Raw genomic sequence first — 19,936 nt, forward strand, 5'->3', positions numbered from 1 at the left:
AAGACCAATCCTATTCGCCCGTTAACTTAACGCCCTTGTGCTCCGATTGCTAGCAAAAAATCACGGACATCCCGTTCCGGAAATAAAAAGGCGCTGTACTCGCGCGAGCCGAGCACCGCTTGAGCACGTTCGTTTTGCTGCGCATCGGCGAGCCGGCTCGTCCAGCGCTCACGCTCCGGGGCGACGAATTCTTGCAGCGCCCCGTTGAGATCGCGAATCGCGCGGCAACGGGCGCGAGCCGATTCTCGCGTCGGTTCCGCAGCGGTCAGAACGCGTTTCTCGGCGATCATCGCACCGGCCCGCGCGGCGGTATCGGCGTTTGAAAGCGAACCGACATCGATCGAGCGCTCGGGATGATGCGTAAGCTCCCAGAGCTTATGGCGCACGGCCGGCTCGTCGACGGCGACGTCGTGTGCGCGAGAAGTTCCGCTCTCAGGTGGAATCGGCAGCCGCCGGGTTGCCGTGGCGACGGCGTAGCTCGGGGCGGGGACTTCCCAATAGCGTTCGATCAACAGGTCGGTGAGCTCGTCGTACTTCCCGCCGCCGATGCCGTGTAGGAAGAGATCGCTCAAGACGAGCCGCGCATACATCGTGGTGATGAGTGCCCGACTCCGAATGCGAACGCCGCGGGTAGCCTGTTCGGCTAAGATCGCCGCGGCTTTGTATGGCGCATCGGCGCCGGAAGTCGGAAGGCGAAACGTCGTGTCGCGATGATCGGTGATTTCGATTTCGTCGGCGACACGGCGCACCATCGGGCGGCGCCGGCGCGGGTCTTGAGCGGTCCAAAGCCAGAGCGGGGCTTCGAGCCACACGTCCGAAGCTTCGAGAGCCGGCACCGGATGATGCGTGCTGCGAATGTTTTCTCGGCGGCGATATTCGACGAGGGTTCGATTGTGAACTTCGACGAAGCGCGGCAGGTCGGCGAGCAAATGCCAAGCGAACGTACGAAACTCCGGCGTATCGCAGAGTCGGCTTTGCGGAAACTCAAGCGTCTCCAGGCCCCATTCCGCTTCGAGAGCGTGACGCGTTTGCGCGATGCCGAGTCCGATGCGGCCTGTCCGTTCGGTAGCCGCGACGATCGCAGGCCAAGCCTGGTTCAACAACGGCTCGGCAATGAACGGCCGAAGCGTTTCCGCCGCGCGGCGCCCGAAGCTGCCGAACAGATCACGATCGGCAACGGCCCGCTCTTCCCAGGGGATTTCTTCCGTCGCGGCATCGAACGGCACGTTCTCCACGCGCGGCTCCCGCAGCGTATCGGTCGGCACGGGGAGCGACGGGCTCTTGAGCGTGTCGCCGTCGATCACGAGATTGATCGCTGCGGAATCGGTTTCGCGCGCGAGCCGTGCCAGCGCGAAGTTCTTGGCCCAGACGCCGACGTGAAACATCTCGGGCTGGTGGCCGGCAAGCAACACGCGCTCGCCGCTCGGACGCGCGGCGTTGCGATACGAGGTCGTGTAGTCGAAAGCTTCGACGAGCAACCGGGCGCGAGCATCGGCGGCGAGCGAAGTTAAAGGTCGGCCCGCGATCTCAGCTCGGCCGGTTGCCGAATGCGCCGCGCGATTGTGCGCGATCAGTTCCGGCAACACCGACCAAGGGGGATCGATCAAGACGCCGCCGTCGGCGCGTGGGGCGCTAAGCCGGCCTCGGCTCATCCCGCACAACCCTCGCGCTGTCGGAGCGTGCCGGTCCAGAGTTCCCCTTCGCAGCTCCCGAGCCCGATGCGGGCGAAGCTTCGATCGAGAACCAAGTGGTAGTATTCGAGCCGCGTCCAGCCGTTGTCGAGCGAACCGCCGAACGAACGATTCTCGTCGAGATAGATGCGCGGCACCGGCAGCTCGCGGATCCGGAGCTTCGCATGCGCGGCCTGCACCCACAGCTCGAGCGGCATCGCATAGCCGGCTTCGTTCACTTGGAGCTTGTCGAGTGCTTCGACCCGATAAGCTTTGAAGCCGCAGAAGGCATCGGTGAGGTTGAGGTTCAAGCGGCGATTGAGCTCGGCGGTGAGTTGTTGATTGATGCGCTTCCGCTCGGCCGGCGCTTCGTTGTCTCCCTCGAAGTCTTGCAAGTAGCGACTGCCGGAAACGATGTCGTAGCCCGCGCAGGCTTCGACGAACATCGGAATGCGTTGCGGCTGGTGCTGGCCGTCGCAATCGATCGTGACGACGATTTCGTAGCCTTCGCGGCGCGCGTAGTCGAACGCCGTGCGGAGCGCGGCTCCGTAGCCGCGGTTCTTCGGATGCCGCTCGACATGGACCCCCGCCAACGAGCGGAACTCGGCGGAGTCGAGCAGTTCCGAAGTGCCGTCGGTCGAGCCGTCGTCGACGAGCAGGACCTCGCGACTATGGCGGCGCACCTCATCGACGACCGCGCGGACATGCTTCACTTCGTTGTAGACCGGTAAGGCCGTCAGAAATCGAGTCATTGCAAGGCCTCGGCCGCGAGAGAAGGTATTCGATGAGCTTTGCCGCCGAAACGGCACGTGCCATTCTAGGTGTCGACCCAGCCGAAGGCAACGAACGGCCGGCAGGCGACGTTGCCGTCAGCCGGAACGCGTTAGCGTCCGGTTCCGTATGCTTTAATCCATCAACACGCCGGCGACGGCGGCATTGATGAGCGTGGCGAGAAACCCGCAGAGTAGGGCCCGTCCGCCGAGAGCCGCGAGGTCGCCGCGGCGCGAAGGGGCCATCGCCCCGACACCGCCGAGCAAGATGCCGAGCGAGGCGAGGTTGGCGAAGCCGGTGAGCGCATAGGTCGCCAAGACGTAGCCGCGCGGCGAGATCACGTCGCGATAGCCGTCTGCGCCGCCGGCCGTGAGCTTCATGAACGCGATCATCTCGTTGCTTACGAGCTTGGTGCCGAGCAAGTCGGCAAGCAGCGGCACGTCTTTCGGCTCGGCTCCCATGAGGAACGCGGCCGGGGCGAAGAGATGCGAGAATAGATATGCGAGGGAGAAGCGGTCGGGCCACCACGTGAGCGAATCGGCAGCGAGGCCGCAGGAGATGAGGCCCGGCTTGATGCCGGCAAGCAGGGCATCGATCAAGGCGATGAACGCGAGGAACGCGATGATCATCGCGCCGACGTTGAGCGCCATATGCAGACCGTCGCTCGCGCCGGCCGCTGCGGCATCGATGGCATTGGCGTGTAGTTTCTCGGAGCGGATCTTCGCCCGGCCGTGCGTCTCGGGGAGTTCGGTTTCAGGCAGCATCAGCTTCGCCAGATACAAGCCGCACGGCGCGGCCATGACGCTCGTCGCGAGGATCGCGACTTCGTCGGCCCCCATGCGGATATAGACCGCCATCATGCCGCCGGAGATGGTCGCCATGCCGCCGACCATCAGCGCCAACAACTCCGAGCGGGTCATGCGCACGACGTACGGCTTCACGATCAGCGGGGCTTCGGTTTGACCCATGAAGACGTTCGCCACGGCCGAGAGGGTTTCTGCGCCGCTGGTATCCATCAGATACATCATCGCGCGAGCCATCAGCCGAACGAAGAACTGCAAGATGCCGAAATAATAGAGGACCGTGAAGAACGACGAGATGAAGATGATCGCCGGGAGCGCCGTGAACGCGAAGACGAAGGCGCCGTCGGGGCCGAACGCGCCGGCCATCGCGTCGGGATCGGCGAGCTTGCCGAAGACGAACTTCGCACCGACGCCGGTGAAGTCGAGGAACTGCTTGATCGCGCCGCCGACCGCTGCGAACGCGCGATAGCCGAGGTCCCACTTCAGCACGACTAGGGCTAGCGCGACTTGGAGCGCGAAGCCGCAAGCGATGGTGCGGTAGCGCACGGCGCGCAGGTTGGCCGAGCAGGCTGCGACGATGCCGATGAAGCACGCGACGCCGCAAGCCCCTTGTCCGCGCGGGCCGATCGTGCCGCGCAGCGCATACGCCGCGACTCCGAGCACGACGACCCCGGCGACGATGCCGAACCGCCACCAGCGCGGCGTGGGGGCGAATTGCGGAGCAACGCCGACGACTTCTTTCGCGGGCTCGGCCGAAGGTTCCAAGGGGTGCGATCTCCGAGCGAGAGTGTCGTCGTCGGGCGTGGACTTTAGAAGAGTCGGTTGTAGCCGTTCAGCGCCGCTACGCGATAGGCTTCGGCCATCGTCGGATAGTTGAACGTGGTGTTGATGAAGTAGAGCAGGGTGTTCCCTTGCCCGGGCTGCGACATGATCGCTTGGCCGATGTGAATAATCTCGGCGGCGTTTTGGCCGAAGCAGTGGATGCCGAGAATCTCGAGAGTTTCCCGATGGAACAACAGCTTGAGCATGCCCGCCGTTTGGCCGGTGATCTGAGCGCGAGCCAAGCTCTTGAACTGCGAGTGCCCGACTTCGTATGGGACCTTCGCTTCCGTGAGTTCCCGTTCGGTGAGGCCGAGCGAGCTGATTTCAGGGCTGGTGTAGATGCCGGCCGGGATGAACTTCGTCGGCATGTGGTCGAGCATGCCGTCGCAGAAGTGGGTCGCGGCCGAGCGGCCTTGACTATAGGCGGCGCTGGCGAGCGAGGGGAAGCCGATCACATCCCCGACGGCGTAGACGTGCGGCACCTTGGTTTGAAAGAATTCGTTGACCTCGATCTGTCCGCGGCTGTTGGGCATGATGCCGACTTTATCGAGCCCGAGCTCTTCGATGTTGCCGGAGCGGCCGTTGGCCCAAAGGAAGACTTCGGTCTTGAGTTGCTTGCCGCTCTTAAGATGCAGGACGACGCCGTCGTCGCAACCTTCGATCTTGTCGTATTCTTCGCCGTGGCGCAAGAGCACGCCCCGATCGCGCATGTGGTATGAGAGGGCGTCGATGATCTCGTCGTCGAGAAACTCCAAGAGCTTCTGGCGCGTGTTGACGAGGTTGACCTTGCAGCCGAGGTTGCGAAACATCGAGGTGTATTCGCAGCCGATCACGCCGGCGCCGTAGATCGTGATCGATTGCGGCGTGTCTTTCAGATCGAGAATCGTGTCGCTGTCGAAGATGCGGGGGTGAGTGAAGTCGACCCCCGGCGGCCTGTAGGGGCGCGAGCCGCTCGCGATGACGAACGCCTCGGCCTTCATCACGTTGCGGCCGCCGTCGTCTTGCAAGGCTTCGATCGTAAACGGATCGATGAAGCGCGCGGTGCCGACCGTTACGGGCACGCGATTCCGTTCGTAGAACGTCTTCCGCATATCGACTTGCTTCGTAATGACCGCCGCCGCCGAACGACGAAGCTGCGCGAAGCTGAAGCTCGCCGTCACGCCGGCTTCGCGATAGAGCGAGTTCTGATTCGTTTCGGTCATCCGGTAGATGGCGAACCGCAGGGCCTTGCTGGGGATGGTCCCCTTATGCGTGCAGTTGCCGCCGAGCTTCACGGCCTTCTCGATCACGGCGACGTTCTTGCCTTGCTTGCAAGCTTGCATCGCCGCTCCTTCGCCGCCGGGCCCGGTTCCGATCACGATCAGGTCGAATTTTTGCTCGTTCATTTATGCGTCGTTATGAAGCGTTAAGAAGTGATGCGAAGTGGAGTTGCAGTCGTCGTCGGCGTTGCTGCGGTCTCGCGAAAATTAACCGAAACGGCAAAAGCCTGCGACGGCTAATCGGCAGGCCCGGCAACTGGGCGGCAGGAATTGTAGCAAATGAACGGAGCATTCATGATCGACGACCTCTTTCGGGGAGGCCGCGGTTCCGTTCGGGAACCATCGCGCTTTAAAGCGAATTCGCGGCATTTCGCGTAGTCGAAGGTGGGGATTCCGCCGAAGCGCCGCTAGCACTTCCCGGCCGGAACGAGCCCAAGCCGACGAACGAGACTCTCATCGAAAAATCATCGAACCCTTCCCTGCGCCGGCCGTAGAGCCTGTTACCAAGCCGTTGCCCGAGCCTCGGCGGCGATCATTTCAAGTACCCGTCGCATTCGACACATGCTCGAAACTTCATGTATGAGCGATCGGCGAGCGGCGGCGAATAGATGCCGCCGCTAGTTGCGTTCGGCATGGGCGTCTCATAGATTGTGGATCGTTCCCGTTGGATTTTAGCACCCCCGTTTGTCATGGAGAGTCTCTTATGAAGTTTTCCGCATGTTTGGCCGTTGTGGCTTTGTCGTTCGGCGCCGCTTTCGTTTCGGCCGAAGAAATCAAGAGCGGCTTGGCTGCCGGTGAAGGCATCGGCCCGTTCACGGTCACGAAGATCGCCGGCGCCGCCGACGACGGCGTCAAGGTCGGCGACGACCTTTGCTACCGCTGCAAATACGGAGGCCGCCCGCAAGTCATGGTCTTCACCCGTAAGGGCGGAGCCGAAGTCGTGAATCTCTCGAAAGAGTTGAACACGGCCGTCACGAAGAACGAAGCCGCTAAGTTGGCCGCGTTCGTCAACGTGATCGGCAGCAAGGCCGACGCCGAAAAGACCGCCAAGGCTCTCGGCGCCGACAGCGCCAAGGTTCCGGTCGTCGTTCCGGTCGAGAATGAAAACGGTCCGGCCAACTACGGTATCAACCCAGACGCCGAAGTCACCGTGATCATCGCCAAGGGTGGCAAGGTCATCTCGAGCACCGGCTACGCTGCCGGCAAGTTCGACGCCGCCGCCGTCGCCGCCACGGCCAAGGCCGTCAACTCGGCTGCCGAGTAGTATTCGCTGAGTTAGCCGCAAGCCGACTCATGAGAAGCTCATCGACCACGGCCGACTCGCAAGAGTCGGCCGTGGTTTTTTCGTTGACGATTCCCGCTGCATTGCGCTGAAGACTTACCACCGATCGCAGCTTTACACGGAAGCCACGCATGCCGCACGTTTTGATCATCCACGAAGTCGCCGATTACGCTGCGTGGAAGAAAATTTTCGACGGCGCGGCGACGATCCGCCGAGAGGCCGGCGAACGGCGCTATCAAGTGCTGAAGGACCACGCCGACCCGAATCGGATCGTGCACTTCTCCGAGTGGACGTCGATCGCAGATGCAAAACGCTTCTTCGAATCGCCGCAGCTCGTCCGCATTCGCGCAGAAGCCGGCGTGAAGTCGCCGGAGTTCAACTACTTGGACGAACTGGAATCGGGGATGCTGTAAGCCCGTGCGACGATTTTTGATTCGCTGCGGGGTAGTTTGTCAGTTTGAATCTAGCCAAACATCTCGAATCCAGTGCGCCAAGCTCGGCCACTTTTCAGACGACCAGCCATTGTGTGACCAGAACACAACTTCATTCGCAGGATTGATGCAGTAGAAGTCTGCATTGTTTTCGCAAATCGGTAGTAAGCTGCGAGGGACGCCGTAACTCTCCCAGGCGTCATCGATGACACTAAACAAGTCGGTATGTGAGTCAGGACAAGTAATGGTCACGGGCTCAAGTGGGCCGCACACCACATCGCTGGCTTCAAGCAGATAGCGGCGAAAATCGGATGGAAACTTTACGGCGAGTCGACGTTCAACGTCATCCACCTCGGAGGCGGTAGGCAAGCGCATTGGTAAAGGCACGGGCTCGTTGCGGTCTCGTAATTCACGAAAAACATCATCGAGCGTCACGTTGTACCTCATCCTAACGATCGGTTAGTTAACCGAAGGAGTATCGGATGCCTCGTTACTTCAACAACGGCGCCACGAACGCTTCCACCACCGCGTACGTCACCTCGTTGTTGAACGTCTTCAGCAGCTTCCCTTCGCGATCGTAGACGAAGATGCAGGGGACCGAGGCGATCTTGAGTTTCTTGTAGAGTTTTTCGTCTTCATCGGTCGAGAGGATGTTGTCGAACGTCGCTCCTTGCTTCTTCAAGAACTCGAGCGGCCCTTCAAGCTCTTCTTCCGGCTTGCCGAGGCCCGAGTAGTTCGTGCAGAGCGAGATGCAGGCGAGCTTTTCCGGTCCGTATTTCTTGTGCAGGCCCACGAGGCCGGGGAACTCCTTCATGCACGGCTCGCAATACGTGCTCCACGCATCGACGATCACGAGCTTTCCTTTCTTCGACGCGATCAAGGCCTGAACCTCGTCGAAGTTCTTGAGCACGAGCTTAACGTCGGCCGCTGCAGCAACGGGTGCCGCGCTCGCCGACGGAGCCGGAGCGGCTTTCTGCGCCGAGCTCCCGGAACCGGCCGAGGCATTCGAGCCCCCGGAGCCCCCCGCCGCCGCGACTTTCCCCGGCGGGGCATCGCACCCGAGCACCAACAGCGCCGCTGCCAACATCCAAACGCGCATCGCATCGCTCCCTGTTTGCTTAAGCTCTTCTTACAGCGTCTTCAAGTTACAGCGTCTTCAAATATTCGATCAGGTCGCCCCGTTCTTCCGGCGTCAGCGTTCCTTTGCCGGTTACCTTCTCGGGATCATGGTCCCCCGTGAGAACTTCCTCCAGCGATTTCGCACGGCCGTCGTGCAGCAGTCGCACGCGCTGATACACGCCGACGAGCGACGGAGTATTAAACCCTTGATACACGTCTTTCGCGTCCCCCAGGCCGACGTCGTGAATCTGGCCGTCGGTGAAGTGGTCTCCCTTATGGCAACGCGCGCAGCCGGCCTTCGCACCCTCGAACACCGCGCGGCCTCGCTCGACGACCGTCGCGAGCCCGGTATCCTTCGCGGCCGCCGCGGCATACGGATTCGGCGGCGCGTGAACGCCGTCGAAATAGGCGACCAGCGCCGCGACGTCGTCGTCGGTCGGTTCGGGGCCGAGCATCGTGTCTTGCAGCGATTTGCGCATCGCGGCGTGAATGTCTTTTTGCCAGCCGTGCCAAGTCCACGGAGCGGTGCGCGCGACGTTCGCCAAGCTCGGCACCGTCTTGAAGGTCCGGTCGGAGCCGTCGTTCAGCGTGTCCATCACGGTCGAGTTCGGGCCTCCTTCCCAGTGGCAGCTATAGCAACTGTACCATTGGTCGAGGCTGCGCCGCGCGTCGAGAAAGATAGCATGGCCGGTCCGTGCCAACGACGGCTCGGCCGGCCCGCCGAGCGAGATCGTCTTCGCGACTTCTCGCTTCTTCAAGTCGACGATCTGCACGCTGTTGCCCAGATAGTTGGCGACGAAGATCCGCTTGTTGTCCTTCGCCGCGCGAATGTTCATCGGCCGACCGGCGAGCGGCACGCGGAAGAACTTTTCCGGGTCGCGATAAACTTTCGGGTCTCCCAAGTCGCCGGGTCCGCCGACGCTCATAAACTTCTGATCGGCCAAGCGATAAGCGAGCAGTTCGTGCGTACCGGCCGCGCTGCAGACCATCCATTCCTGATTCGGCGTGAAGGCGAAGCCGTGCGGGTCGCTCATGGCGAGGCCCGGCACGTCGAGGGAAATCGCCTCACGATATTCGTTCTTCGCGAGCAGGCCGCGCGCGATGCGCGTCGCCAAGACCCAGCCGAGGCGAATGTTCCCCTGCGTGATCGGAAACTGGCGATAGATGACCCAGGGGAAGTAAACCTGCTTGCCCGCTTTGTCGATCTCGAGCTGGCCGATGTTGATGCCGCCGCCGGTTCGATGTTGAAAATCCAGCTTGCCGGCCGCTAGGTCGACGACGCTCACGGTCTGATCGCCGCTCGTCGATACGGCGAGCCGTTTGCCGTCGGCCGAGATAGCCATCTGCCGCGGCCAGCGCGCGACGTCGATCTTCTTCGTGAGCTCCATCTTCTTCAGATCAAGCTCGGCGACTTGCGCCGAGGCCGAAAGCGAGACGTAGGCCTTCGCGCCCCCTGGCGCTACGGCCAAGCCGGCCGGATGCATGCCGACGTCGATCGTGCCGACCTGCTTCAAGCCGGCCGGTTTCGTAAGGAGCGGAGCGGCGATTTCATAGAGCTCGACCGTGCCCGAGTACATGCAGGCGACGAGCACGCGTCGACCGCCGGGGAGCATGGCGAGCGAGGTCGGATGTTCGCCGCAAGGAACTTCGGCCACCACGCGCCCGGCCGCAACGTCGACCAGCGACAACGAGTTCGAGCTTTGATTCGCCGTGACGAGGTAGCGCTCGTCGGAAGTGAGTTGCAGATCGACCGGCGAACGATCCAGATCCGCCGGCACCGAGCTCGGCGCATTCGGCGCGGCGGCCGATTGCGGGCCGGTTTGCGGTGCCGCGGCGTGGGCTGTCCGTTCGGTCGGCGAATGAGTGCCGCGGTCGAGCGCGGAAGCCGCTACGAGGCCGAGCGCCAAGCAGATCGATAACCGTTTGCGGGTGAAGAGCGCCATGAAGTTCGGGCTCGCACGTAAAAGGCAAATGGGCAGGACGGAGCAGGGCGGGGGAGCGCGCGGCGGGAAAGACCTTATAGTAACGTCGCCGGCCGGGAGACCGCAAGCAAGCGAAGCCGCACTCTTCGCAACGCCCTCGACGTCGCGTACACTGCCGGCACCTCGCCCGCCCGCCCGCCCACACCTTTTGAGAGATCGCCTCGCATGGCTGCCGCCGAACTTGCTCCTTCCGATCGTGCGCTGCTCGGTTCGAGCGTCGACGATCTCGACACGCCGTTCTTATGCCTCGATCTCGATGTCATGGAAGCGAACATTCGCGCCGTCGCCGCGGCCTGCAGCGCCAAGGGGGTCGCGTGGCGGCCGCATGCTAAGGGGCATAAGAGCCCGATCGTAGCGAAAGCCGAACTCGCGGCCGGTGCGCTCGGCGCGACGTGCGCGAAACTCGGCGAAGCGGAAGTGCTCGCCGCCGGCGGTGTGCGCGATCTATTGATTGCGAACTTGATCGTCGGCCCCGGCAAGGTTCGCCGGTTGGTTGCCTTGCGAAAGATCGCCGATCCGGTCGTCACGGTCGATCATCTCGATCAGGCCCAACCGATCGGCGCAGCGATGGCCGCGGCGGGGCTGAAGGTGCGCACGATCATCGAGATCGACATCGGCCTGAAGCGCGTCGGCACGCAACCGGGCGAGCAGACGCTCGCGCTCGCTCGTGCGCTGGCTGACATGCCGGGCATCGAGTTCGCCGGCATCATGGGCTACGAAGGGCATCTGCTCACGCTCGAAGACCCGGCCGAGAAATTGGCGAAGATCAATGCCGCGCTCGATATTCTCTCGACCGTGAAAGCGCAGTTGCTCGCCGCCGGGTTGCCGTGCCCGATCGTGTCGTGTGCGGGCACCGGCTCGTATCGGATTTCGATCGCGCATGCCGACGTGACGGAAGTGCAAGCCGGCGGCGCGATCTTCATGGACGCCTTCTATCGGCACAAATGCAACGTGCCCGAGCTGCAATACGCGCTGACGATCCCGGTCACCATCGTTGCCCGACCGACGCCGGAGCGGGCGATCATCGACGCCGGCCGGAAGACGATGAACATCGAAGTCTGCACGCCGGAAGTTCTCGACCGCAAAGACATCCACATCGAACGCCTCTCGGCCGAACACGGCGACCTACGGCTCGACCCCACGGCGCAAGACCTCAAGATCGGCGACCGCCTCACGATCGTCCCCGGCTACGCCGACCTGACGGTAGCGCTGCACGATAAGTTCTATTGCTTCCGCAAGGGGAAGCTCGTCGACGTGTGGCCGGTGGAAGCGCGCGGAAGATTGCAATAAACGTTAACGATATAAAAGCAACGCAAAGTTGGGTGGCACTGACAACTCGTTGTCAGTGCGCCGTAGGCGCAAGAGAATTTTGCAGTACCGACTCCGAACGCTTCGGGTCGATCTTACTAAAATTATGACGACGGCCGCGCAATCGAGCAGGCCTCTTGCGCCTGCGGCGCACGGACAAATTGTCCGTGCCACCCCACTCAACCGCGGCGGGCCGCTTCGATCGTGGCGACGTCGATCTTCGTCATCTCCATCATCGCTTCGAATGCGCGCTTGGCGGCGGCACGGTCGGGACCGGTGAACGCTTCCGTCAGCGTGATCGGCGTGATCTGCCAGGACAATCCCCATTTGTCTTGGCACCAGCCGCATGCGTTCTCCTGGCCGCCGTTGCCGACGATCGCGTTCCAGTAGCGATCCGTTTCGGCTTGGTCGACGGTCGCGACCTGAAACGAGAATGCAATGTTGTGCTTGATCGCAGGTCCGCCGTTGAGCCCGAGGCAGGGAATGCCCAGCACGGTAAAGTCGACGGTCAGCACGTCCCCTTGCTTTCCCGAGTGAAAGTCGCTCGGTGCGCGATGCACGGCGCCGACGGAAGAATCGGGAAAGGTCTCGGCGTAAAACTTCGCCGCTTCTTCGGCATCGCCGTCGTACCAAAGGCAGATCGTGTTCTTCGCCGGCGTCATGTTACTTCTCCCTCGGAATGAGTTGTCTCGCATACTCAATGCCACGTGTTGTTATGCCCTGGGAATACTGTCGATGTGCCGTTGGAGCCAACTGTAGAACTTCTTCGGTTCGTCGCATGCCGTTCCCACTAGGTGAATCAGCGCGACGAGGTCGCCGTAGTACCCCTTGTCGGGTGCCGCATCGACCCACTGGGCCAATTTATCACCATCCTCAAACTCTTGTTGGAACGAGACCTCTCCGCCGCACCACTTCAACTCCGGAAATTCGCCGCAAGCCTCACTGCGGAGGAACATTTCGTAATAGTGTTCCACTTCATCGGGTCGGGCTCGGACTTCCTCGAACAGAGCTTGGCCTTGGCTCACGATCCAACTCGCGTACGCATCGCCTCCGTACGTTTTTAACGATTCATCCGTAGGACTACCTTTGGCCCGCCAATACGGATAGTAGAGGACTGCCATTGCGGTCTTGTACTGGTGCTGAAACTCGATCAGGCGGTCGTCGGATAATGCGAGGAGGCGTGAGCGGAGTTCGGGGAGCTTGTGGTCGCAGCCCTCAAAAATTCCCCAAAACCAAGCGACGGGTTCCCACTGAGAGACACTCATCATGGTGGCGCTCCTACGGCCTAATCGGTTGTTGCATGGATCAGTGCAGCCCATCGCAATGTGACGGCATAACGCGCTAATCGCGATTGCGACTCAGCCCAAGAATAACGATATCTCGGCGGAAGAACAGTTTTTTTTTCGTTCCACCTCCTTCAATAGCCCCAGGTGCATACCTGGGGCACTTACGCGCCGCGGCACGTAACGCTATTCCCCCAGTCGCAACGCTCGTTTACGTCGCGCTTCCGCGTGGCAAGCATGCAGGCGAGCTTCGACGAGCGTGATGAGTTCTCGTTCATCAAGTGCGCCGGCTTCGGCCGCCGGGATCGGTGCGCCGATCTCGATCTGCACGACATGCGGCAGCGGCAGCGGTTGCGAGCGGGGCCACGCGCCGTAACTCCCTTCGATCCCCACCGGCACGATGCAAGCTCCCGTCCGCTTCACCAAGGCGCTGAAGCCGGGCTTGAGCGGTTGCATTTCTCCATCGGGCGTGCGCGTCCCCTCGGGAAACAGCAACACGATCTCGCCGCGCTTCAAGCGGCGCAGCGTTTCCTTCAACCCGCCGATGCCGAGCCCGTCGCGGTCGATCGGGATCGCATGAAACGAACGGAGCAAGACGGCGAAGAGCTTGTTCTTAAAGAGCGTCTCGCGCGCGACGTAGTTGGCCGCCCGCGGCACGACCATCCCCATCAGCGGCGGGTCGAGCATGCTCTGATGATTCGCTAAGAGGAGCACGCCGCCGGTCTCGGGCACATGCTCCCGACCGTCGCAACGAATGCGAAAACAGACGAGGCACCACAGCCAGAGCAAGCGGCGGACGAACTCATACCAAACACGATTGGCGAGCGAGCCGAGCGGGGCGGCGGGAATTTCTGCGCGCGTCATGAGTTCGGGATCATCGGGGCTGCATGATCTTGCGGGCCATCGCTTCGAGCATCTCGATCACTTCTTCCAGCGTGTGGCCGTCGCTCACGAGATGCACCGCGTCGTCGGCGGCGACCAGCGGGCCGACGTCGCGGTCTTGGTCGCTCGCATCGCGGGCGTTCTGCTTCGCCAGAACTTCTTCCAACGTCGAATGCTCGCCGCGACGTTGCAAGTCGCGCAGGCGCCGGCGGGCTCGTTCCTCGGGGCCTGCCGTGAGAAAAATCTTGAGCTCTGCCTGCGGGAAGACGACCGTTCCTTGGTCGCGACCTTCCGTGACGACGTTCTTCCCGGCGACCGCCGCCCGCTGCAGCGCGACCATCTGCGCTCGGACTTGCGGATTGTTCGCCGCATAGCGCACAAGCGAAGTGACTTCGAGCGTCCGAATCGCATCGGTTACGTCGTCGCCGTCGAGCCACACGCTGTCGTCGTCGAGATAGATGCGAACTTCGCGCGCGAGCTCGGCCATCGCCTCGGCGTCGTCCCAATGCAGGCGTCGGCGAAACGCGGCGAGCGTGACTGCGCGGTACATCGCGCCGGTGTCGAGAAACGTGAAGCCGAGTCGCCGCGCGAGGCTCCGCGCTACGGTACTCTTTCCGGCTCCGGCGGGTCCGTCGATCGTGATGATCATGGGCTTAGTTAGAAGCGCGCCTCGATGTCGAGCCATTCATACGGAGCGACGTCGATGCCGAGGCGATCTTCCTCGGGCTGCAAATCGAGCAAGGTTTGCGCGCGGCCGTCGATTTGTCGGGCGCTCTTGATCTTGCGCACCGTGCGAAGGTTCACGCGCCCGGCCAGCCCTTCGGTTTCCAACAGACGGACACGGAAGCCGACGACACGCTCGGCTTCGACGAGGCTTTCCCAATGCGTCGCGACGACGTTCTTCGCGTCGAGATGGAAGAGCCAGCCGGTGTCGCCCGAGGCCGGTTGCGCAGTTTTCTCGATCGCGACGAGCGGCTCCATGACGTCGAGCGCGGTGGCGGCGGGATGTTCGATCTCGACGCCGAGCACGAAGCGGAACTTGCGCCGCAGCTCGCCCCGGCCGACGAGCAACGTGTCGAGCATCCGTTCGCCGGTGCAAATGTGATGCGGCAGTCCGCAAGGGAAAATCATCGTGCTCGCGGTCGCCGTTTCGAGCTCGATGAAATACGGGCTCTCGGGATGTTTCGACTTCGTCGGCTGATGCGTAAGGAAGACGCCGCGCCCTAGCGCGGTGCCGTCGTCGGGCCAAGCGAAGCGCGCGGCGTAGTACGAACCCCAAGCTTCGGCCCGCGGTTGCTCGGCGATGTCGAGCTCGACGTCGACTTCGACGAGCGGTGAGCCTTGAGCCACGCGGACGCGCTGCGTGAAGCCGGCGAATTGCTTCCCTTCGGCATCGACGAGCCGGCCGGCGGTCGTGATCTCGCTGAGAGCCGAACCGACGAGCGAGGCCTCGAAGCGGTCGCAGAGCATGGTCGAGTAGATGGGGGAAGCGTCGGGATCGCGCCAGAGGTCGCCCGGCTTTTGCCGCGGCGAAGGAAGACGAAACGCGAGTTGTTGCGACAGGCGATTGCCGCGCACGGCATGGCTGAACAAGGCCTGGATTCCGCCTGTTTTTCGGCTGACGTGCAGCTCCAGAACGTCGTTGCGGAGAATGTTTTCGTTGACGAGCGGCTTCGGAGCCTTGCGAGGTTTCGATTGCGCGGCGGCTGCCGAAAGCCAAGCGAAGCCCAGGCTCGGGACATTGACCACGGCGTGGAGTCGCCCGCCCGATTCTTGTGCCGCAACGACCGCCCCGCCGACTTCGGGGAGCACGCCGAGCGACGTGACCTCGACGACCTCGCGGCGTGCGGCAAGATGCGTGTTGAGCAACAGCAGGCCGGTCGGCGCGGCCGACGCAGTTTTGTTCCCGGTTAATGCTTCGGCACATTCGCCGCCGGCAACGACGAGCGACTCGGCGACTTCGACATCGAGTTGCCGGGCCCGTTCGACGTCGAGCGCGACGGTCGATTCGTCATCGATCGTGCCGAGCAGTTCGGCGGCCGAGGCGTGCGGTCGCAATAAGATCGACTCGGTCATGACGCGCAACGTCGAGACCGATTCGGCCCTGAGCCGACGACGATGCGCGTCGGCGACCCACGAGATCGGGTTCACGGCGTTGCGCACGATCGCTTGCCGGAGGAACGTCGTCCGATAGCGATCGGGCTCGAAGCGCGTGAGCTGGCCGGGCCGTTCCGTGTTTTGAAAGTAATCGGAGAGGGTCTTGAACTTGCCGAGAACCGGGACGTAGGTCGTGATCCGACGGAGGTCTTCGTAGTAGGGGCTGATCGTGCCGGGCCAGTGCGCGAAGACGAGCGTGGCGACGTAGTCGTGATCCATCGACTCGCCGATCTTGCGCGGAAGTTCGAGGAAGCTCGCGGCGACGTTCGCGTCGAGCGGCGCGCGGTTCAGGCAATCGACGGCGTTGGAATCGAGCCCTTCCCAGCGGGTCTTACAGGAATCGGACGTGGGATACCGGCCGTCGTCGAGCGTGAAGCCGAGCGCACCTTCGTAGCCGTAGCGCGCGACGATCGCAGGGACGAGCGGCGACAGGCCTTGCTTGCGGCGGCCGTAGACGTCGGGGGCTCGACCGAGCCGGCGCTCATAGGCGGCGCGGCCGCGCCGAAACTCGGCGAGGACGGTTTCCGGACCGAGCAGGGTCGCTTCTCGTTCGTCGAAGTCGCCGCCGACGAGACAGGCCGTGCCGCGGTCGAGCGCGTGCTGCAAGGCGGCGAGCGATTCCGGATGGCGCTCGGCCATCTGCTCGACCAGCTTGCCGGAGATGAGCAGGTTGAACGGCGCGTCGCCGTCGAGCTCGCGGCGCAGCGACGGGCCGAGGGTCGTGTCGGCCGTCAGCGTGAGATCGAGCAGGTAGTTGTCGACCGGATAGAAACGCTCGCGGGCTTCGTAGAGCGAGTCGAAGGCGCTCTTCAGATGTGCGCGGGCATCGTCGTCGCGCCCTTCGGCAGCGGCTTTCGCACCGGCTTCCGCCTCGGATTGAAAACGGACTTCGTCGAGGTTGCTCATGTAGCGCATCTGGCGCGTGAGGAGCTCGACCAACAGGAAGCAGGTGCCGAGAGCGAGGAAGTCGGCGACGATATCGGCCGGAATTTCGGCGACCATCGGAGGGGCGGCTGGAGCGGTGTCCGAGGTCGGCGGCGGTTCGGGATCGGGCTCCGCATCGAGCAAGGCCAGAGCGGCGGCGATGATGTCGGCCCGTTTGGACACTTTGCGGATCAGCCGAGCCCCTTCGGCTTTGGCGCGGGTCGGCCAGCCGGTAAGCAGCAGAGAATCGCTCACCTGAGGAATGACGATGATCCGGCGTCGGACGTTTTCCGGCGGGGCATCGGCGCGAAACCAAAGGGGGGCCTTGCCGCAGGCCGCGATCAGCTTCGGGTGCCAGAGCGCCGACCAGGCTCCTAAGAGTCCTTCGGCTTCTTCCCCTTCGTGATGGGTCGGAAAATCCTCCAGGCTATGGCACGGGAGCAGAACGACCAGTTCCTCGATTTTCATAGCCGACGGAGGTTCGTAGGAGGGTGCGGTACGGATGGTGCGAACCTTCCCAAAATAGACGGGGGAAGCCGGGCCGTCGAGGTGCCGGACGTCAAAGAGAAGTCGAGGAGCGACCGCCGACGCGGGAGCGAAGGGGGAGGCGTCACGGTCGGTAAGCCGCTCCGATCGCGAGCGGCACCGGCAAACCGGTCGTTTTTGTTTGACAGTCGCGGCGCACGGGAAATAGAATGACTCAATGCGGTCGGAAATTGCGCTCGCCGCCGAGAGGCGTGCGCGCAAGAAGATCGCAGCATTTCATGAGTGACGGGTTCCCGAGCGACGGTTCGTCGAATCACACGGTTTCGTCGTCGAACTGGTCTTCCAGCAACGACGTAAACCGCTGCCGTGCCGCCCTTTGACGGCACAACGATTTACGACCGCGACTTTGCTTGGCGACCCTAGCACTTCCACGTCACTTAAGTCCGGATTCGCACATCTACGAGGAGCCGCTCCATGGCGAAGAAAATCGCCGCTTGGGGAATCGATATCGGTCAGTACGGTTTGAAGGCTTTGCGCTGTCGCCCGGCCGACGACGGCACCGAGCGGGTCAACGCCGAAGCGTTCGACTTCATCGAATATCCGAAGCCGCTCGGGCAGCCGGATGCCGATCCGGTGGCGATCGTCAAAGATGCGCTCAAGGCGTTTCTCGGGCGCAACAAAGTCCGCGGAGATAAGGTCGTGATCTCGGTGCCGGGGCAAGCGGGCCTGGCGCGGTTCATCAAGCTGCCGCCGGTCGAATCGAAGAAGATTCCCGATATCGTGCGCTACGAAGCCAAGCAGCAGATCCCGTTCCCGCTGAACGAAGTCGTGTGGGACTATCAGCAGATGGGGGCCGGCGCAGTCGAGGAAGGTTTTGCGCTGGAGTGCGAGGTCGGTATCTTCGCGATGAAGCGCGATCAGGTGGAAAAGGCGCTGAAGCCGTTCGTCGACGCGAAGGTCGAAGTCGACATCGTGCAATTGACCCCGCTGGCGCTGTTCAATTGGGTCGTGTTCGATCAATTGCGCGACTTACCGCCGCCCGATCTTTACGACTCGGACAATCCGCCGGAATCGACGGTCGTGCTCTCGGTAGGGACGGAGACGAGCGATTTCGTCGTGACGAACGGCTTCAAGATGTGGCAACGGAGCTTGCCGGTCGGCGGCAACCACTTCACCAAGGCATTGGTGAAGGAATTGAAGATGAACTACGCCACGGCCGAACACTTGAAGCGGAACGCTTCGAAGGCGGAAGACCCGAAGGCGCTGTTTCAAGCGATGCGGCCGGTTTTCAGCGACTTGCTTTCGGAAGTCGAGAAGTCGATGAAGTTCTTCTCGAACATGGACCGCTCGGCGAAGGTCGGCAAGATCATCGCGCTCGGGAACGCCGTGAAGCTCCCCGGCTTGCAGCGCTTCCTGACGCAAAACCTCGGCTTTGAAGTGACGAAGCCCGATGCCTATCGCAACTTGAGCGGGCCTGGAATCATCGACGCGCCGGCCTTTAAGGACAATCTCTTAAGCTACGGCGTGAGCTACGGGCTCGCGCTCCAAGGGCTCGGCAAAGCGAAGATCGGCACGAACCTGTTGCCGCACGAGATTCGCGACTTCCGGATCATGCGCGCCAAGAAGCCGTGGGCGATCGCGGCTGCCGCGTTGTTGCTCATCGGAATGGCCGTGAACTACACGATGCACCACAAGGCCGTGGATTCGGTGAAGCAACCGGGATACTTCCAGCCCGCGGTTGCCGCAGCGACCGGACTTACCAAGGACGCGACGGAATGGCAAACGAAGTACACGGATGCCAAGGGGCAGTTCCGAAAGACCTATCAGATCGGCGATACGTTTTTGCAGAACGTACAGGGACGCATCTTGTGGCTGGAGCTGATGCGCTCGGTGAACGCATGCTTGCCGCGCGAGGTGCCCGCCGAGTTCCGTAAGAACTTCGACGCTCGACACCCGCCGGGGACGCCGCGTGATCTGGCGACGACGGTCACTCTCCGCCCGGATTTGAAGATCACGAGCTTCGATTGCAAGCGCGTCGACGACCTCGCGGAGTGGTACGCCGGCGTGAAAGCCGATTACGAAGCCGGCATTCGAGCTCTGCCGGAAGACTTGCGTCCGCCGGGGATCTTGTTGGCGGCTGCTCCGGCCGTCGACGGCGAAGGAAATGTCGTGGCGCCGCAAGTCGATGAGAACGGCGCTCCGATCGGCGGCGGCGATCCGGGTCCTAAGGGGCCGGGCTGGGTCTTTCAATTCAAGGCCCATCACTTCTTCAATCATCGCGAAGACGCGGTCGACCGCGATAAGTTTCAAGGGATGAACTATTTGCGCTACTCGTTGCTCGTGAACTTGTTGCGCGACAAGATCGCCGTGCCGAAGGATCCGCCGGAATTGCCGGCGCTGTTGCTGGCCCATGCGGCCGACGAAGAGAAGAACAACATTCCGCATCGGGCACCGAAAGAAGACGCCACGACGCTGCCGGTGCGTAACCTCGGAATTCGTTATCCGGTATTGATCGGGCCGGAGGGAATCAAATGGTCAAACGAAGTTTCCGTCGATGAACCGGGTCAGCCGGCGGGAGGCGCCAAGAAAATAACGGTGCCACGCTACGACGTGATCGTGCAGTTTTGTTGGCAGGAAGTTTTGCCGAGCGATCGAGGTGCGAAGAAGACCGACATCGCCGACGCGGCTCCATAGGGCCGCTGGAAGCAAGCGGCAGGTCGACGACGGTAACTAGACGTTGCGACAAGTAAAAATAGT

At 62.5% G+C, this 19,936-nt stretch carries 16 protein-coding genes; 4 read left to right on the plus strand and 12 right to left on the minus strand.

The window, feature by feature from the left end; translation table 11 throughout:
* Positions 1-26: 26 nt before the first annotated feature.
* The 4 genes from K8U03_21955 to sthA all read right to left on the minus strand — a co-directional run bounded on the left by K8U03_21955 (position 27) and on the right by sthA (position 5,451).
* Positions 27-1,652 carry a hypothetical protein gene (locus K8U03_21955; protein MCE9607561.1) on the minus strand — a complete coding sequence of 542 codons (1,626 nt, stop codon included), beginning with the start codon at positions 1,650-1,652 and terminating at the stop codon, positions 27-29.
* The gene (locus tag K8U03_21960; protein MCE9607562.1) at positions 1,649-2,422 is read right to left on the minus strand and encodes a glycosyltransferase family 2 protein; all 774 of its coding nucleotides are present in this window, start codon (positions 2,420-2,422) and stop codon (positions 1,649-1,651) included. Before K8U03_21960 ends, K8U03_21955 begins: the two co-directional genes overlap by 4 nt.
* Positions 2,423-2,575: 153 nt before the next feature.
* Complete coding sequence (locus K8U03_21965) at positions 2,576-4,009, minus strand: Na+ dependent nucleoside transporter domain protein (GenBank protein MCE9607563.1); 1,434 nt, start codon at positions 4,007-4,009, stop codon at positions 2,576-2,578.
* A 44-nt stretch (positions 4,010-4,053) separates the two neighbouring features.
* Positions 4,054-5,451 carry a Si-specific NAD(P)(+) transhydrogenase gene (gene sthA, locus K8U03_21970; protein MCE9607564.1) on the minus strand — a complete coding sequence of 466 codons (1,398 nt, stop codon included), beginning with the start codon at positions 5,449-5,451 and terminating at the stop codon, positions 4,054-4,056.
* Between the two features lie 577 nt (positions 5,452-6,028).
* Between sthA and K8U03_21975 the strand changes: the two genes are divergently transcribed.
* Both K8U03_21975 and K8U03_21980 read left to right on the plus strand, forming a co-directional pair.
* Positions 6,029-6,589, plus strand: coding sequence for a hypothetical protein (locus K8U03_21975; protein MCE9607565.1), 561 nt, complete (start codon positions 6,029-6,031; stop codon positions 6,587-6,589).
* A 149-nt stretch (positions 6,590-6,738) separates the two neighbouring features.
* A complete protein-coding gene (locus tag K8U03_21980) occupies positions 6,739-7,020 on the plus strand; it encodes an antibiotic biosynthesis monooxygenase (GenBank protein ID MCE9607566.1) in 282 nt (93 codons plus the stop codon).
* A 39-nt stretch (positions 7,021-7,059) separates the two neighbouring features.
* On the opposite strand, the gene K8U03_21985 is transcribed toward K8U03_21980, so the two are convergent.
* Genes K8U03_21985 through K8U03_21995 form a run of 3 tightly spaced genes read right to left on the minus strand, consistent with a single transcriptional unit; the run spans position 7,060 to position 10,100 of the window.
* Entirely contained in the window at positions 7,060-7,485 is a 426-nt protein-coding gene (locus K8U03_21985; GenBank protein ID MCE9607567.1) for an SMI1/KNR4 family protein, read from the minus strand.
* Between the two features lie 43 nt (positions 7,486-7,528).
* Positions 7,529-8,137, minus strand: coding sequence for a TlpA family protein disulfide reductase (locus K8U03_21990; GenBank protein MCE9607568.1), 609 nt, complete (start codon positions 8,135-8,137; stop codon positions 7,529-7,531).
* 46 nt (positions 8,138-8,183) lie between these two features.
* The gene (locus K8U03_21995) at positions 8,184-10,100 is read right to left on the minus strand and encodes a beta-propeller fold lactonase family protein (GenBank protein ID MCE9607569.1); all 1,917 of its coding nucleotides are present in this window, start codon (positions 10,098-10,100) and stop codon (positions 8,184-8,186) included.
* A gap of 204 nt (positions 10,101-10,304) precedes the next feature.
* Here K8U03_21995 and K8U03_22000 point away from each other — a divergent pair, with 204 nt between their 5' ends.
* Positions 10,305-11,429, plus strand: coding sequence for a DSD1 family PLP-dependent enzyme (locus tag K8U03_22000; GenBank protein ID MCE9607570.1), 1,125 nt, complete (start codon positions 10,305-10,307; stop codon positions 11,427-11,429).
* 197 nt (positions 11,430-11,626) lie between these two features.
* On the opposite strand, the gene K8U03_22005 is transcribed toward K8U03_22000, so the two are convergent.
* The 5 genes from K8U03_22005 to K8U03_22025 all read right to left on the minus strand — a co-directional run bounded on the left by K8U03_22005 (position 11,627) and on the right by K8U03_22025 (position 17,161).
* The gene (locus K8U03_22005; GenBank protein ID MCE9607571.1) at positions 11,627-12,109 is read right to left on the minus strand and encodes a VOC family protein; all 483 of its coding nucleotides are present in this window, start codon (positions 12,107-12,109) and stop codon (positions 11,627-11,629) included.
* Positions 12,110-12,160: 51 nt separating this feature from the next.
* Positions 12,161-12,715, minus strand: a complete 555-nt coding sequence (locus K8U03_22010; protein MCE9607572.1) for a DUF4240 domain-containing protein — start codon at positions 12,713-12,715, stop codon at positions 12,161-12,163.
* A gap of 201 nt (positions 12,716-12,916) precedes the next feature.
* A complete protein-coding gene (locus K8U03_22015; GenBank protein ID MCE9607573.1) occupies positions 12,917-13,594 on the minus strand; it encodes a 1-acyl-sn-glycerol-3-phosphate acyltransferase in 678 nt (225 codons plus the stop codon).
* 10 nt (positions 13,595-13,604) lie between these two features.
* Positions 13,605-14,261, minus strand: coding sequence for a (d)CMP kinase (cmk, locus tag K8U03_22020; GenBank protein ID MCE9607574.1), 657 nt, complete (start codon positions 14,259-14,261; stop codon positions 13,605-13,607).
* An 8-nt stretch (positions 14,262-14,269) separates the two neighbouring features.
* On the minus strand, positions 14,270-17,161 hold the full coding sequence (locus K8U03_22025; protein ID MCE9607575.1) for a hypothetical protein: 2,892 nt from the start codon (positions 17,159-17,161) through the stop codon (positions 14,270-14,272).
* A 492-nt stretch (positions 17,162-17,653) separates the two neighbouring features.
* Here K8U03_22025 and pilM point away from each other — a divergent pair, with 492 nt between their 5' ends.
* The gene (pilM, locus tag K8U03_22030; GenBank protein MCE9607576.1) at positions 17,654-19,873 is read left to right on the plus strand and encodes a pilus assembly protein PilM; all 2,220 of its coding nucleotides are present in this window, start codon (positions 17,654-17,656) and stop codon (positions 19,871-19,873) included.
* The last annotated feature ends 63 nt before the right edge of the window (positions 19,874-19,936 follow it).

Source organism: Planctomycetia bacterium (assembly GCA_021413845.1).
GTDB lineage: Bacteria > Planctomycetota > Planctomycetia > Pirellulales > PNKZ01 > PNKZ01.